Below are 16,045 nucleotides of genomic sequence, written 5' to 3'. Positions count from 1 at the left end.
ACCCGGCCCCATAGCGGGTTGCTTGATCACCAAAGAGATGGGCTCGGTCAGCACGCCAATGTCTTGTTCCCATGCAATGGCGAAATCATCAATCAAGGTGTTACGGGTTTCTGCGCTCAGTAAATCCAATCGCACGGTGGCGATATGCGGCCCACTTTCGTCGGCATCGGCATTGGCGTTAAATTGCTGCGTAATGTGTGAAATCAAAGGCTCGCTTTCGCCGTTTTCTTTACTTAGGCGGTCACCAATACGCATCGCGGATCCCACTAAGGTTTTAACCACTTTTTCGGTTTGTGACAGCGACGAACCTGGCGGCAAAATAATGCGCGCTTCCACGATGTCACCATCAAGTTCAGGGAAACCCACAAACCGGACAGAACCTGACGCAAGAAGCGCAAACGAGATCAACAACATCGCCATCACGCCGCCAACGAAGGCATACCGCCATTCAACAACGCGTGTGACTAAGGTAGCGAGCGTGCCTGCTCGAAACCGTTCAAATGCCGCCAAGAAGCGACGCTTAAACGCCAAGTCGGGTTTGGGATCCCCCGCTTTTGATAACGAATGCTGAAGGTGATGCGGCAATATCAGGAAGGCTTCTACCAAGCTCAAGGTCAGCACCAAAATCAGCACCATGGGCACGACGCGAAGCACGGCCCCCATTTCCCCTTGGAGGAATATCAGGCTCCCAAATATGCACACCGTGGTGAGATAGGATGAAACCACGCCGGGCATCACTTTCTTCACACCGTTGACCACGGCATCTTCAAGTTTCTGTCCCCTATCTATGTGGGCCGCAATGGATTCAGATATCACAATGGCATCATCCATCATGATACCGATGGCCATGAGTAGCCCCACCAGCGACATGATGTTTATCGATAAGCCCAACTGCGCCATCAAGAAGAATCCGCCCAAGAAGGCCACGGGCAAGCCTGCCGCAACCCAGAATGAATAGCGGAACGAGAAGAATAGCCACATGACACCGAACACCAAGAGCACACCCTGCCACGCATTGCGCACCATCATGGTGAGGCGATCCCATAGTAGCGAGGAGAAATCATTGGTGAGGTTTAAGGTGACGCCGTTTGGCGCAATGATTTGCTGATCGTTAACAAACTGCTCGACCCGCGCTTTGATCCGCAAGGCATCATCAGCTTTGTTTTTACTGATCTTAAGCAGTGCTGATGGTTTGCCATCAAACCACACTTGTTGCTCATCTAGCTCAAAACGTTCGGTGAGTGTGGCGATATCTTGCAATCGGATCACACCACCTTGGCTATCCGCAGCCACCACCACGCGGGCTAGCGTGTCTGCGGTAATGCGTCTTTCATCAAATCGGATCAGCAAGCTTTTGTCAGCAAGCTCTACATTACCGCTCGGCAAGTTGATGTTTTGGGCACTGATTTGCTCGGCAATGTCAGACACGCTCAACCCAAGCTGTCGCACCGCACTTTCTTTTACTTCAACGCGGATTTGGCGATCAGAAAAGCCAGCGACACTGACCAAGGGCACGTCATAGTCTTGTTTCAACGTTTGTTTGAGGGATTCTGCGTAGGCTTTTAACCCCACCCAATCTGTGTCTGCCGCGATCGCGACATCCACGACGGGTTCATTCCAATCAAGCTCGCGAACAACAGGCGGTTCGATGTCACTGGGGAAGTTGTTTACCGCATTGATCTGCGTTTGAATGTCCACCAGCATGCGAGAGATATCGGCAGTTTTATCAAGTTTCACCACTAAGGATGCTGAACCTTCTAACGCTTCACAGCGTGTTTCCACAATATTCGACAAGCCATCAACGGCTTCTTCCATCAGCAAGCAAATGTTTTGCTCTACTTGCTCAGGGCTTGCGCCTGGGTAGACGACATTGGCAAGAATGTAGGGCGGAGCAAACTCGGGGAAGGTTTCGCGCTTGAGCTTAGGTAATGAGGTTAAGCCAATTAAGATCAACGCAAGCATCAACAAATTGGCCGCGGTGGGGTGCCGCGCGAAATAGCGGATCATGATGCATCCTCAGTCGCTGCGTTGTCGCTTTCAGCACTGCCATTGGCAGCTTGATCATCGTCAGCGACGACGCGCTCCCCATCGAGCGTAAAGGTGCGCAAAGCCATGCCCGGCACAGCAGGCAGCAGATCGTTCACGACCAATTGCTGACCGTCTTTGAGATCGCCAGCGATCGCAACCCGATCGCCATGTCGGAACAGCACATCAACAGGCTCAACAGCCAGTACACCCTCTTCCATCAAATACACTTTGTCGCCACGCAGCGCTTGCTCTGGGATCACCCAATGCGCCACTGGCTGCCCTTCGATCGTGGCTTGTACAAACATCCCATTAACCAAAGAGGGTAATGCCGCCAATGGGTTTTGCGTTGCAGCATCGGATTCTGACGATGAAAGATTAAGCGGAATTTCGAGGATCACGCCGACCGTGGCTTGGTTCAGGTTCACGGTGTCGCTTAATCGCGCCACAGTAGCAGACCATGTTTGATTAAAGCTGCCACTCGACAAAGCAACATTAGCGGTTAATCGCGCCAAATGTCCATTCCCTGACGGCATGTCGCTTGGGTCGTTACTCGGGGCGGCATTGAGAGAATCAAACAGGGTTTGCATGTCGTGAATCGAGACTTGCGCGTCGACTTCTACCGCTTCCAATCCGTGTGCCACCACCATGATTTGTTGCGGCGTGACAAACTGATCTTTTTCGATGTTCACTTCGGCAATACGGCTATTCACAGGCAACACAACGTGTGTTTTCTCCAGATCGCGCTCCGCCTGAGTAAGCGCTAATTGGCTTGCATCCAACTCTGCTTCGGTAATCAGGCGCTCGTCAGGCAGCACTTTCAGTTGGCTTTCTAAATCTTGCACGCGGGTTTGTTGCGACAAATACGCTTGCTGCTCGGTATCTAAATCCGATTGAGACGTGAGACCTTTTTGACGTAGATTTTTCTTTCGCGTTAACTCGTCTTTACTCAAGGCTAAACGACGTTTTTCAATGTTCAGCGTGGTTTTTACGTTGCTACTGTCCAAATCCAATTTTGCCAATCGCGCCCGTTTCGCACTGACATCCGCTTGCGCTTGGGCAACGGCTAATTGGTAATCGGTTGGGTCAATGCTTAGGAGTGCGGTACCAGCAGGGAGAATGCTGCCCTTTTCAAGATCGGGATTTCGATAAATCACCTTGCCGTTCACTTCCGCGATGGCTTGCCACGTGAGTTTTGGCGTCACACGACCGAACCCCGTCACCACAGGTGAAATGGTTTGCTGCGTTAAGGTAAGCACATCCACTGGTCGCGCTTTCGATTGCGCAGGTTTTACCGGAATGTCTGGGCGGGCTTTAATCGCTATCACCAACACCAAAATGCCGATTGCCAGCACAGGAAAGAAAAGCAGCTTTCGGCGCAGTGTCATAGTGAGAGACCTCCATATCTAACCGGTTTTATGCCCGTGCGCACACAGGTATCGCGGACATAGGGTTCGTGCTTTAAGCATGAAAGCTTATTTAATGACAAATACTACGTTGGAACATCCACCTTTTCTCTCAATTTACAAAACATTGCATTACCAGTTAGTCAATTTGTGACAAGCCGAGCTGAAGCAAGTTGCTGTCACTTGGGCCAAAAGTACACTGTTCTTCACAAGCCAGACGCTTATTAGGCCATTCGAAAACACACCATCGATTTCAATCCCCGATTTCACCCAAAACCTTAGTTAGTGAATAACACTATTATCAAGCAATAAAAGCAGTGTTTTGCACCACGGTTAACATAATGAATAATGCTTTCTTGTTATTTTCTAATTTAACATTGACGTAATAGTAAACAGTTTGGTATTCATTTGTTCAGAGCCTTTTAGAGAACTGTAAAAATGATGAATCGCATTTTCCTCCTAGACCTACTCCTTCTCGTGAATTTTTCGCGCGGGTAGTCATGGACTGAAAATAGCATTCACCAAGACATACGAAACCCGCGCAGAGAGCGCGGGTTTTTTCGTTTGGCCTGCAGCGGTGCGGAGTATTAACCCAAAAACGGGCAAGAGAGGGAACGACCATGAAAGACCGAGTCATCATATTTGACACCACCTTACGTGACGGCGAACAAGCGCTGTCTGCCAGCCTAACTGTGAAAGAGAAGCTGCAGATTGCACTCGCACTCGAGCGTTTGGGTGTAGACGTGATTGAAGCGGGTTTCCCAGTTTCAAGCCCTGGCGATTTTGAATCTGTTCAAACTATCGCGAAAACCATCAAGAACAGTCGCATTTGTGGTTTGTCTCGCGCCGTCAATAAAGACATTGATGTTGCCGCTGAGTCATTGAAAGCTGCAGAAGCTTTTCGTATCCATACGTTTCTGTCGACGTCGACGATCCACGTTCAAGACAAACTGCGTCGAAGCTACGACCAAGTGGTTGAAATGGGTGTCAACGCAGTAAAACGTGCACGTCGTTATACCGATGACGTGGAATTCTCGTGTGAAGATGCAGGCCGCACACCCATTGATAACTTGTGCCGCATGGTGGAAGAAGCCATCAAAGCGGGCGCGACCACAGTCAACATCCCTGATACTGTAGGTTACACCGTGCCGGGTGAGTTTGGTGGCATCATCGAAACTCTGTTCAACCGTGTTCCTAACATCGATAAAGCGGTGATTTCTGTTCACTGTCACGATGACTTAGGCATGTCGGTTGCCAACTCCATTGCCGCAGTTCAAGCGGGTGCACGTCAAATCGAAGGCACGATTAACGGTATTGGTGAGCGTGCGGGTAACTGTGCATTGGAAGAAATTGCCATGATCATCAAAACCCGCAGCGAACTGCTGGGTGTTGATACTGGCATTAATCACACCGAAATCAGCCGCACCAGTAAAATGGTCAGCCAGCTTTGCAACATGCCAATTCAATCGAACAAAGCGATTGTCGGCACGAATGCATTCAGCCACAGCTCTGGCATTCACCAAGATGGCATGATCAAAAACAAGAACACCTATGAAATCATGACACCTCAGTCGATAGGTCTTGGCCAGAAAGCCTTGAACCTAACCAGCCGTTCAGGCCGCGCTGCGGTGAAGAACCACATGGACACCATGGGCTACAGCGACACGGATTATGATTTGGACAGCCTATACCAATCATTTTTGAAGCTAGCCGACCGAAAAGGCCAAGTTTTCGATTATGACTTGGAAGCCTTGATGTTCTTCAATAACCTGCAAGAAGAAGATGACTTCTATAAGTTGAAGTACCTAAGCGTACAAAGCGGCAGCGTGAAAGCGACCGCCACCATCAGCTTGAAGTGTGGTGATGAAGAAGTCAGTGATGCCGCCATTGGTAACGGCCCTGTCGATTCTTTGTATCAGGCGATTTACCGCATTACTGGGTATGATATCGTGCTGGACAAATTCGACCTGACCGCGAAAGGCGAAGGCGAAGATGGTCTAGGTCAGGCGGACATCATCGCAAACTACAAAGGCCGCAAGTACCACGGTACGGGCGTGTCGACAGATATCATTGAAGCGTCGGGACAAGCGTTGCTACACGTCATCAACAGCATTTATCGCGCTAACCGCATCGCTCAAATAAAAGAACAAGCAACTTTAAAAACGGAGACAGTGTAACCATGGCAGGTACGTACAAAATTGCCGTTCTACCGGGCGACGGAATTGGCCCAGAAGTCATGCAACAAGCACACAAAGTATTGGATGCGGTTTCTAAAAAATTCGATATCCAATTCGAAAAAGAAGAGTTCGATGTGGGCGGCATTGCCATTGATAACCATGGCTCACCACTACCAGATGCAACCCTAAAAGGCTGTGAAAATTCTGATGCGGTGCTGTTTGGTTCTGTCGGCGGCCCAAAATGGGAAAACCTGCCACCGAACGAGCAACCAGAACGCGGCGCATTGCTGCCTTTGCGTAAGCACTTCCAGCTATTTTGTAACCTTCGCCCAGCGCAAATTCATGCAGGTCTTGAAGCGTTCTCGCCACTGCGTGCTGACATTTCTGAGCGCGGGTTCGACATCGTCGTTGTACGCGAACTCACCGGTGGTATCTACTTCGGTCAACCAAAAGGGCGTGAAGGCTCTGGCCCTGAAGAGAAAGCGTTTGATACCGAGGTTTACCACCGCTACGAAATCGAACGTATTGCGCGTATCGCGTTTGAATCTGCACGCCTTCGCCGCAAGAAAGTCATGTCTGTTGATAAAGCGAACGTTCTGCAAAGCTCAATCTTATGGCGTGAAGTGGTAGAAGAAATCGCCAAAGATTACCCAGATGTTGAGCTTTCACACATCTACATCGACAACGCAACCATGCAGTTGATCAAAGATCCTTCGCAGTTCGACGTGATGCTGTGTTCAAACATCTTTGGCGATATCATTTCTGATGAGTGCGCGATGATCACGGGCTCAATGGGCATGCTGCCTTCTGCCAGCCTTAACGACAGCAAGTTCGGCATGTATGAACCTGCAGGTGGTTCAGCACCAGATATCGCAGGCAAAAACATTGCCAACCCAGTGGCGCAGATCTTGTCTGCCGCACTGATGCTTCGTTATAGCTTGGGCGAAGAAGATGCGGCGCGTGCTATCGAAGATGCAGTGAGCAAAGCACTCGAAGCGGGCGAACTTACCGCAGACCTTGCAGGTGACAGCACCCCACTGACCACGTCAGAAATGGGTGATAAGATCGCCGCCTATGTCAGCGAAGCATAAAAAATTATACGGATCATGATAGCTCTACGTCATCGGATTCACAGGTAAATTCTAAGCGAGCTAACGCCCTGTGAATTCGATAACAATGAGAAAAAGGATTGAGCAATGTCGGCAAAAACATTATACGAAAAAGTTTACGACGCCCATGTGGTGGTAGCAGCAGAAGGCGAAACGCCTTTGCTGTATATCGATCGCCACTTGGTGCACGAAGTGACCTCCCCTCAAGCCTTTGATGGCTTACGCGAAAAAGGGCGTCCAGTACGTCAGGTATCGAAAACCTTCGCGACCATGGATCACAACGTTTCCACACAAACCAAAGACATCAACGCCTCTGGCGAGATGGCGAAAATCCAAATGGAAACGCTGGCGAAAAACTGTGAAGAGTTTGGCGTCACCCTTTACGATTTGAACCACCCATACCAAGGAATCGTTCATGTCATGGGCCCTGAACTGGGCATTACCCTGCCGGGTAACACCATTGTGTGTGGTGATTCACACACCGCCACTCACGGCGCATTTGGTGCATTGGCGTTCGGCATTGGTACGTCAGAGGTTGAGCACGTTCTTGCTACTCAAACCCTGAAGCAAGGCAGCGCTAAGACCATGAAAATCGAGGTCAAAGGCAAAGTCGCTGAAGGGGTAACCGCAAAAGACATCGTGCTTGCCATCATTGGTAAAGTGGGTCACGCAGGCGGTACGGGTTATGTGGTGGAATTCTGCGGTCAAGCGATTGAAGATTTGACCATGGAAGGCCGTATGACGGTGTGTAACATGGCTATCGAGTTGGGAGCGAAAGCGGGCTTGGTTGCACCAGACCAAACCACCTTCGATTACCTGCAAGGCCGTAAATTCTCGCCAACTGGTGCGGATTGGGACGCAGCCGTCGCTTACTGGAAAACACTGAAAACCGATGACGACGCAACATTTGATGCGATCGTGACGCTAGAAGCGGCTGACATCAGCAACCAAGTGACTTGGGGCACAAACCCAGGTCAGGTGGTTGGCATCAATGGCGTGGTACCTGCACCTGAAAGCTTCAACGATCCGATTGAGCGTCACTCTGCTGAGCGCGCGCTGAAATACATGGGCATTGAAGCGGGCCAGAAAATCACTGACATCAACATCGACAAAGTGTTTATTGGTTCTTGCACCAACTCACGCATTGAAGACATGCGTGCTGCGGCAGCCATCGCAAAAGGCCGTAAAGTGGCAGCAGGCGTTCAAGCCCTAGTCGTACCGGGCTCTGAGCAAGTAAAAGCACAAGCAGAAGCAGAAGGTCTGGATAAGATCTTCGTTGACGCAGGCTTTGAATGGCGTCTGCCGGGTTGTTCTATGTGCTTGGCGATGAACAACGACCGTTTAGGTCCAAAAGAGCGCTGCGCATCAACCAGTAACCGTAACTTCGAAGGCCGTCAGGGCCGTGAAGGTCGTACACACTTGGTGAGCCCTGCAATGGCTGCAGCAGCCGCAGTTGCTGGCCACTTTGTTGACGTTAACAGCTTATAAGGAATCACCATGTCAGGAATTAAACAACATACCGGTTTGGTGGCACCGCTGGACGCAGCAAACGTCGATACTGATGCCATCATCCCGAAGCAATTTTTGCAGAAAGTAAATCGCACCGGATTTGGTAAGCACCTTTTCCACGATTGGCGTTTTCTGGACGAAGCAGGACAGCAGGACAACCCTGAGTTCGTGCTAAACCAACCACGCTACAAAGGCGCAAGCGTGCTGCTTGCTCGCGAAAACTTTGGCTGTGGATCTTCCCGCGAACACGCACCGTGGGCATTGGCAGATTTTGGTTTCCAAGTGATGATCGCACCGAGCTTTGCTGACATCTTTTACGGTAACTCCATCAACAACCAGATGGTGCCTGTTCAGCTAACAGAAGCGGAAGTGGATGAGCTGTTCGCGTTTGTCGCGAACAACGAAGGTGCAGAGATCTCACTCGATCTTGAAGCACAAACAGTCACTGCTGGCGACAAATCGTATTCGTTTGAAATCGATTCGTTCCGTCGTCACTGCTTGCTAGAGGGCTTGGACAGCATTGGCCTGACGCTGCAACACAGCGATAAGATCGCCGAATACGAAGCAAAGATTCCTTCTTTCTTGGCATAGGCCTTGCGTTTGCAGTGATTCACTCAGAACATAAACCGATCTTGATGGTCGGTTTTTTTATGCATTTGGTACACGAATTCGAAGAAAGAAAATCGCGCGTGTTCGGGTCTTATATACCCAAGCTATCTGAATATTCCTGAAGATGCTCGGGTGTATGTAACACAACACATAGACAATAACGCCAATACGAGCACACTAATGCACGTTCACACTGAGTTAGGGATACGCCATGCACAACGCTTTGTCACGTTACGTCACTTTGTTCGCTACTTTGATCTTGTTTTCGAGCGATGTCTTGGCCGCACCAAAAAGCGAGTTGTGGCCCATTTGGGATAGCAGCAACGAAACAAATTCAACCGCTTTTGACCACAGTAAATGGCAACAGATTTTAGATACGTATCTTACTGAACAAGGTCAGCACACCCTGTTCAACTATGGCGCTGTGACAAAACAAGATAACGCCTTACTGGATCAATACTTATCTGATCTGACCGCTCTCGACCCGCGTCACTACCGTCAGAGCGAACAATTTGCCTATTGGGTGAATCTGTATAACGCACTCACTGTAAAACTTATTCTTGATGAATACCCGATTAAATCGATCACCAAGCTGGGGGGATTTTTAAGCTTTGGCCCTTGGGATGACAAAGTCACTACAGTTGCAGGGCAAGCGCTAACCCTTAATGATATTGAGCACCGTATCCTTCGTCCAATTTGGAACGATTCACGCATTCACTATGCCGTCAATTGCGCCAGCCTAGGTTGCCCAAACCTTGCTAAAACTGCTTTTACCGCCAAGAACACAGAGTCTTTACTTGATGCGGCTGCAACACAGTTCACCAATAGCCCTAAAGGCGCCACTATCAGTGACAATACCTTAACGCTGTCGTCCATTTACGATTGGTATGGCGTTGATTTTGGTGACAATGAACAAGCCATTTTGTCGCAGATAGACGAGTATCGCGACGGGAAGCCGCTGAAAGGCTGGACGGGTAAAATCAAATTCGATTACGACTGGTCGCTCAATAAGCCATAACAATTATTGGTAATCATCTCCTTGATGATTACAATATCAACCATCTCGTGGGGAGCTGACATGAAGTTGGCTGAGATTGCGAATGCTAAACCCATACACCTGAACCAGATAATGCTGGCGTAGGAATGAGATGTCGCGGAGTGCAACTCAACTCAATGACCCTCAGCCTCGCCGAACATGATGTGAGGCAACCATGAAAATCCCATTTTCCACCCTGATGTTAACCATGGCCATGGCGGGCCCTGCGTTAGCCGATACTTCAAACACGTTAACCGTTTACACCTACGACTCATTTGCAGCAGATTGGGGCCCTGGCCCTGCGGTAAAAAAAGCGTTTGAAGCTCAATGTGATTGCACCTTGAACCTAGTGGCATTGGAAGATGGCGTGACCATTCTTAACCGCTTGCGTCTTGAAGGAAATAACAGCAAAGCTGACGTCCTACTTGGCCTAGACACCAACTTGATGGCTGAAGCGGAAAAAACGGGATTGCTTGCGCCACATACTGTGGACGTGAAAAACGTCACACTGCCGGATGGTTGGAATAACACCACATTCGTTCCTTATGACTATGGTTACTTTGCTTTCGTTTATGACAAAACCAAATTGGAAAACCCGCCAAAAAGCCTGAAAGAGCTGGTCGAAACACGCGACGACATTTCCGTGATCTACCAAGATCCTCGAACGTCTACCCCAGGCCAAGGCTTGATGCTGTGGATGAAATCTATCTACGGCGATGATGTCACAACGGCATGGCAAAAACTGGCAGGCAAAACCGTTACCGTCACCAAAGGCTGGTCTGAAGCCTACAACATGTTCTTAAGTGGCGAGTCAGACATGGTGCTGTCATACACCACATCTCCTGCTTACCATTTGATTGCCGAGGAGAATGCCAACTTCACCAGCGCTAACTTCGCAGAAGGCCATTACATGCAAGTTGAAGTGGCGGCAAAAGTGAAAGGTTCAGACAATTCAGCGCTTGCAGATGAGTTCATGCAGTTCATTCTTAGCGATGGCTTCCAGAATACGATTCCAACCGGAAACTGGATGTATCCCGTCACTGGCGTTGAGCTGCCAAAAGGTTTCGATACCTTGTCGGTTCCAAACAAAAGCTTGCAATTCACACCTGAAAAAGTAGCGGATAATCGCCGCAACTGGATCCGTGAATGGCAATCGGCACTGGTGAAGTAACATTGTGCTAAACCCTTCAAGAACTTGGCCGGGAGTAATTTCGGCTTCGTTAATAGCGGTGCTGATCAGCGCCGCTTTATTTTCTCTGCTATCTCAAGCGCCGTCGTTAGACGTCGCTTCGTTGTGGTGTGACCCTTACCTTCAACACGTCACTGTTTTCAGTTTCAAACAAGCATTCTTGTCTACCTTGCTTTCTGTGGGTCTCGCTATTCCCGTTGCCCACGCCCTATCACGCCGAGAGTTCAAAGGCAAAGCCCTACTGCTCAAGCTCTTTTCAATGACACTGGTACTCCCCGTATTGGTTGGCGTGTTTGGTCTTTTAGCCATTTATGGCAAAAGTGGCGTGTTGGCTGACACGATGTCGTTATTGGGTTTGGAGTGGGATGTCAGTATTTATGGACTATCCGGCATTTTGCTTGCGCATGTCTTCTTTAACTTGCCCTTTTCTGCCCAACTCTTGGTGCAAGCATTAGAACAAATCCCCGCAGATCAGCGGCGGTTAGCCCAGCAATTAGGAATGCGAGGCTGGCATCAGTTCCGCTTACTTGAATGGCCTTATCTTCGCCAACAATTGCCACATGCTATTGGCTTGGTATTTATGCTGTGCTTCACCAGTTTCGCCACTGTCATGGCATTAGGGGGAGGACCGAGCGCCACCACCATCGAACTTGCCATTTACCAAGCAATTCGCTTTGATTTCGATCTTCAAACCGGAGCCTTGCTTGCATTATGGCAACTGCTGCTATGTGGGATTTTTCACCTTGTCGTTCAACGTATGATTAAACCCGTTTCGTTACAAGGAAAGGACAGTCACATCGTTTTACCCAAGCGTTGTGACACTCGCGCAGAGCAAGTGTGGGATGCAATATGGATCAGCTTTTCGGCGTTATTAGTACTGCCGCCTTTAGCGATGGTGTTACTCAGTGGCATCAATCCCAGTGCCTTAACGGTATTAACACAATCTGCGTTATGGCAGGCAACGGCAAACTCACTCTCACTGGCATTTGGTAGTGCTATTTGTGCATTTGTATTGGGTGCATCAATCATACTGACCAGTCGATTTTGGCGCATATCAGGCCATATAAAACGCGCAGATGGTATTGAGATGACGGCGTCGTTGATATTAGTTGTGCCCAGTGTCGTACTCGGGACGGGCCTCTTTTTGATGCTTCGTGAACACATGGATGTCTTTAGCTCACCTTATTTGCTTATTTTGGCAGTCAATACCTTGATGGCCTTACCGTATGTTGTGAAAGTGCTGAGCCAACCCGCTTACCAACTTGCACAGCAATACCATAGCTTGTGTAATAGCCTCGGAATCAAAGGCATTAACCGCCTACGATTGGTAGAATGGCGCGCACTGAAAAAGCCCATAGCGAGGGCTTTCGCTGTGAGTTTCGTGCTTTCGACTGGAGATTTGGGAGCCATTGCACTGGTAGGAAGCCAAGATTTTCAAACCCTGCCGCTTTATTTATTCCATTTAATGGGAAGCTACCAAATGGACGCCGCTGCCGCAGCCTCGCTTGTGCTGTTTGCCTTGAGCCTTGGCAGCTATGCCCTTATCGAAACATTGTTCACTAGGAAATCTCATGCTGCACGTCAGTGAATTGTCTCATCACTATCAGACTGAAACGCTCTCGTTTTCTTTTCAGTCTGAACCAGGATCAATTACGGCGATACTCGGCCCTAGTGGCGCGGGAAAGAGCACCTTGTTATCACTGCTCTGCGGATTGTTGGCGCCAAGCGGGGGAAGCGTGGCATTTGGCGATCAGGTGTTTACCCATTTACCAGCGCACGAGCGACCTCTTTCAGTTTTGTTTCAAGAGCACAATCTGTTTGGTCATTTAAGCGCTTTTGACAATATTGCACTCGGAATAAGCCCCAGCTTAAAACTAACATCAGATGATAAAACATCGGTCATCCAAGCAGCCCAACAAGTAGGACTACAAAGCTATCTCGACCGCCTACCAGGGCAACTGTCTGGTGGACAAAAACAGCGAGTCGCACTCGCTCGCTGTTTAGTTCGAAATCGTCCTATTTTACTACTGGATGAGCCATTCTCTGCGCTAGACCCTACGCTACGCAAAGAAATGCTTCAGCACGTTAAACAGTTAGCACAACAATTTAACACCACTATTTTGATGGTGACTCATCACCCAGAAGATGCGTTGGCTATCGCTGATAAAGTGTTGCTAGTAGACGCAGGAAAAGTGGTTTATCACGCTTGCGCGTCGGAACTTAACGCCCCTAACGACACCATAAAGCGCTTTATTTCATAGTATTATCACTCGTGATCTGGTCAAACATTGCGCATCAACAAACCGCATCTATACTTGTTTTTAAGACACTTGAATCATAAGAGAGATGCGATTGTGACTGTTACCAGTATTGATGTGCTGGACTCGGTGGTTGATATTACAGCTCAGACAGAGTCCGATACCATTTCTGAAAGCCTCATCACGACAATTTTGCAATTGACGCCGGCAAATCAGGTTTTGGTGTTGGATTATAACCCTGAAACCAACCCAGAATTTATGGTGGTCGCGTGTTCAGACATTTTCCTTTATGAAGAAGAAAAAGATGCGATTGAGCGTATTCTGCTGAACTGCGTGTCTTCCGGTGAAAATATTGTTCAGTTCTGCGCCACAGAGAGTCAATCTTTGCTTGCTGTGCCAATTTACGGAGAAGGCGAAGACATCACCGCGGTGGTCTTCTGCAAATGCGACCAGCTCAAAGGTGATGAAGTTCAACTGATCGAAGGTCTTGCCAAGATTTATGAGAACTATCAAAAAATTATCTCAGCAAGCGAGCGAGATGGTTTGACTGGCCTTTATAACCGTAAAGTTCTCACAACCAAAATCGATTTACTCTTGGACCGTTTTCTTATCCAAGGAAGCAGCATTACCGACGACCCTTCTCACCACCATTGGGTCTGTATTTTCGACATCGACCACTTCAAGCTCATCAATGATGCTCTGGGACATGTGTTTGGTGATGAGGTTATCCTGCTGATTACCGCCATGATGAAAAAGGCGTTTGGTGACGATGATCTTTTATTCCGCTATGGCGGCGATGAATTTGTGGTCATTATGCACCCTCAATCTCGTGAAGAGATGGAAGCGACCATTCGAGGCTTCATCAAAACCGTGAACGAACGTGACTATGGGCAAGCAAAAGATGTGTCCATTTCAATGGGAGCCGCGGCAATCAGCGACCAAGAGCTTAATGCGATCACCGTTCTTGGCTTCGCCGACCAAGCGCTATATAAAGCGAAGCAAAATGGTCGTAATCAAGTCGCCTTTTATGAAGAACTCATTGCCAATGGTGAGCTACAAGCTTTAGTGCCTGAAGACGACGTTGAACTGTTTTAGACACATTTCGAATTGCCACGCCACACTTTAGAGCCGCCATCAGTGCGGCTTTTGTTTTTGCGATCTTAGTTGCACTTTCATACCAATCATTCCATTGACAAAAACATCACGAATACATTTCCTAAGTGAAGAGGGTTGCGTATAATCCTCGTCAGAAAATCTAGACAGGTCGATACTCTTGCATTCATTTATACCCAGCATTCGCCAGCTTACTGCTATCTCGCTGACGTTGTTTATGTTTTTGATATCACCTGCTTCGTATGCCGACACAAAGCGCTTAATTGTGACTGGCTCTTCGACATGGCAGCCATTCTCTTTCATTAATCGCGATGGGCAACCTGAGGGCATCATGGTTGACTACTGGCGCCTGTATGCGAAAGCAAATAATGTGGATGTGCGCTTCAACCTTTTACCATGGAGTGAGTCTCTCCAGTACGCGGCAAATACACCAGGCGTTATTCATGGTGGGTTGGGCTATACCGGAGATAGAGCAGAAGTGCTGGCTTTTTCCCGTGAATTACCACTCAATCGCTACAACGTCAGCCTTTTCGCGCAAAAAGATCTGCCTTTTGAAGATTTTAAAACTCTTGATTCAGTGATTGTAGGCACCGTCAAAGACAGTACCAAACATGCCTTTCTCGCATCACGTATTCCTGAAAATAACATCAAACTATTCCCGACGTTTGGATCATTAAATGAAGCGGCTTATCGCGGAGAGGTTGATGTTTTTATCGACGATCTCAGCACAGCACTTTACGACATGCGCCATTCCGGCAAGGCTGGCCTATTTACACCACGCAGAAAGCTGTATTCCTTCCCGATGCACTTTGCTATCAACAAAAATGAAAAAGACTCAATCACCGCTATTGAGCACGGCTTAGACAAAATCAGCGAAGATGATGTTGCCGCCATTTACGCAAAATGGATTCCCGCCAGTAAGATCAATGCTGTTCTTCCTTGGTTAAACAAAACCGCCCACTACATCATCTTATTCTCTTCACTTCTGCTTCTGATTGGCGGACTGGGGCTCTACCATCGCCTTTTAAGATACCGAACGGAAGAACTAAAAAGTGCTGTTGAAGCGCTAAAAGACACCAATAACCGTCTAGAGTCTGCGGTGAAAAACGACGTCCTCACTGGCGCAAAAACTCGGCATCAATTTTTCACCCAACTCGCTGACAAACGTTTTTCACCCTCCCCGTTTGTGGTCGCGGTGTTGGATATTGATGGGCTCAAGCACATTAATGAAAACCATGGTCAAGATATCGGCGATATGGCGTTAAAACACCTCGCCACTCAATTACGCCTTCAGCTTTCAAGCCAAACCATGTTTGCGCGTCTTGGCGGTGGGGAGTTTGCGATTCTGTTTGATTTGAGTGATAGCAGTCAGGCGGTACGCAAACTGAGTCAGCTTCAGAAGTCCCTGCAGTTGAGTGCACTTTATATTGACCAACAAGTCATTCCTGTGAGGTTTACGGCGGGAGTTGGCTGTTATCCCTATGATGGCGAGCAGGGAGAAGCCTTAGTGCGTATTGCCTCTAGTCGTATGCGAGCGAATAAACCTCAATATAGCACCACCAGTGCCAACGATCATGAGCCTGAAAGCATGGAGCGTCACTGGGCATAGTGCCC

The 16,045-nt window shown here is 48.6% G+C and carries 12 protein-coding genes and 1 riboswitch; of the genes, 10 read left to right on the top strand and 2 right to left on the bottom strand.

Annotation, left to right across the window (positions count from 1 at the left end):
• Together L4D06_RS12760 and L4D06_RS12755 are read right to left on the bottom strand one after the other, a co-directional pair.
• Window positions 1–2,007: efflux RND transporter permease subunit (locus L4D06_RS12760; RefSeq protein ID WP_429739759.1), on the bottom strand; the 2,007-nt coding region annotated here is incomplete at its 3' end.
• Window positions 2,004–3,413, bottom strand: a complete 1,410-nt coding sequence (locus tag L4D06_RS12755; RefSeq protein WP_429739757.1) for an efflux RND transporter periplasmic adaptor subunit — start codon at window positions 3,411–3,413, stop codon at window positions 2,004–2,006. The genes L4D06_RS12755 and L4D06_RS12760, both read right to left, overlap by 4 nt.
• Window positions 3,414–4,051: 638 nt before the next feature.
• On the opposite strand from L4D06_RS12755, the gene leuA reads away from it, so the two are divergent.
• The 10 genes from leuA to L4D06_RS12705 all read left to right on the top strand — a co-directional run bounded on the left by leuA (window position 4,052) and on the right by L4D06_RS12705 (window position 16,040).
• A complete protein-coding gene (leuA, locus tag L4D06_RS12750) occupies window positions 4,052–5,608 on the top strand; it encodes a 2-isopropylmalate synthase (RefSeq protein ID WP_274164739.1) in 1,557 nt (518 codons plus the stop codon).
• A 2-nt stretch (window positions 5,609–5,610) separates the two neighbouring features.
• Entirely contained in the window at window positions 5,611–6,699 is a 1,089-nt protein-coding gene (leuB, locus tag L4D06_RS12745; RefSeq protein ID WP_429739755.1) for a 3-isopropylmalate dehydrogenase, read from the top strand.
• Between the two features lie 105 nt (window positions 6,700–6,804).
• Window positions 6,805–8,205, top strand: a complete 1,401-nt coding sequence (leuC, locus tag L4D06_RS12740) for a 3-isopropylmalate dehydratase large subunit (RefSeq protein ID WP_429739753.1) — start codon at window positions 6,805–6,807, stop codon at window positions 8,203–8,205.
• A 9-nt stretch (window positions 8,206–8,214) separates the two neighbouring features.
• Window positions 8,215–8,817 (top strand): 3-isopropylmalate dehydratase small subunit, encoded by a 603-nt coding sequence (gene leuD / locus L4D06_RS12735; RefSeq protein WP_017017735.1) that lies wholly within the window; start codon window positions 8,215–8,217, stop codon window positions 8,815–8,817.
• A 229-nt stretch (window positions 8,818–9,046) separates the two neighbouring features.
• Complete coding sequence (locus L4D06_RS12730; RefSeq protein ID WP_429739751.1) at window positions 9,047–9,853, top strand: DUF547 domain-containing protein; 807 nt, start codon at window positions 9,047–9,049, stop codon at window positions 9,851–9,853.
• Between the two features lie 38 nt (window positions 9,854–9,891).
• A riboswitch (TPP riboswitch) is annotated at window positions 9,892–9,996 on the top strand.
• Between the two features lie 74 nt (window positions 9,997–10,070).
• Window positions 10,071–11,042: a thiamine ABC transporter substrate binding subunit gene (gene thiB / locus L4D06_RS12725; protein WP_429739766.1), complete on the top strand. Its 972-nt coding sequence runs from the start codon at window positions 10,071–10,073 to the stop codon at window positions 11,040–11,042.
• 4 nt (window positions 11,043–11,046) lie between these two features.
• A complete protein-coding gene (gene thiP / locus L4D06_RS12720; protein ID WP_429739750.1) occupies window positions 11,047–12,648 on the top strand; it encodes a thiamine/thiamine pyrophosphate ABC transporter permease in 1,602 nt (533 codons plus the stop codon).
• Window positions 12,632–13,321, top strand: a complete 690-nt coding sequence (gene thiQ / locus L4D06_RS12715) for a thiamine ABC transporter ATP-binding protein (RefSeq protein WP_429739748.1) — start codon at window positions 12,632–12,634, stop codon at window positions 13,319–13,321. Before thiP ends, thiQ begins: the two co-directional genes overlap by 17 nt.
• A 93-nt stretch (window positions 13,322–13,414) precedes the next feature.
• The gene (locus L4D06_RS12710; protein ID WP_429739746.1) at window positions 13,415–14,413 is read left to right on the top strand and encodes a GGDEF domain-containing protein; all 999 of its coding nucleotides are present in this window, start codon (window positions 13,415–13,417) and stop codon (window positions 14,411–14,413) included.
• 178 nt (window positions 14,414–14,591) lie between these two features.
• Window positions 14,592–16,040, top strand: a complete 1,449-nt coding sequence (locus tag L4D06_RS12705) for a transporter substrate-binding domain-containing diguanylate cyclase (protein WP_274164732.1) — start codon at window positions 14,592–14,594, stop codon at window positions 16,038–16,040.
• Window positions 16,041–16,045 lie beyond the last annotated feature (5 nt).

Origin of the sequence: Enterovibrio makurazakiensis, from assembly GCF_050336585.1 — a bacterium.
GTDB classification, from domain to species: Bacteria; Pseudomonadota; Gammaproteobacteria; order Enterobacterales; family Vibrionaceae; genus Enterovibrio; species Enterovibrio gelatinilyticus.
The sequence above is the reverse complement of the archived record's forward strand: the minus strand, read 5'-3'. Positions and strand labels throughout refer to the sequence as shown.

Excerpts from the sequence above, each read along its gene's own strand:
- leuB (WP_429739755.1), top strand. The coding sequence starts at position 5,611 with ATGGCAGGTACGTACAAAATTGCCGTTCTACCGGGCGACGGAATTGGC.
- L4D06_RS12730 (WP_429739751.1), top strand. The coding sequence starts at position 9,047 with ATGCACAACGCTTTGTCACGTTACGTCACTTTGTTCGCTACTTTGATC.
- leuD (WP_017017735.1), top strand. The coding sequence starts at position 8,215 with ATGTCAGGAATTAAACAACATACCGGTTTGGTGGCACCGCTGGACGCA.
- L4D06_RS12755 (WP_429739757.1), bottom strand. The coding sequence starts at position 3,413 with ATGACACTGCGCCGAAAGCTGCTTTTCTTTCCTGTGCTGGCAATCGGC.
- leuC (WP_429739753.1), top strand. The coding sequence starts at position 6,805 with ATGTCGGCAAAAACATTATACGAAAAAGTTTACGACGCCCATGTGGTG.
- thiQ (WP_429739748.1), top strand. The coding sequence starts at position 12,632 with ATGCTGCACGTCAGTGAATTGTCTCATCACTATCAGACTGAAACGCTC.
- thiB (WP_429739766.1), top strand. The coding sequence starts at position 10,071 with ATGTTAACCATGGCCATGGCGGGCCCTGCGTTAGCCGATACTTCAAAC.
- leuA (WP_274164739.1), top strand. The coding sequence starts at position 4,052 with ATGAAAGACCGAGTCATCATATTTGACACCACCTTACGTGACGGCGAA.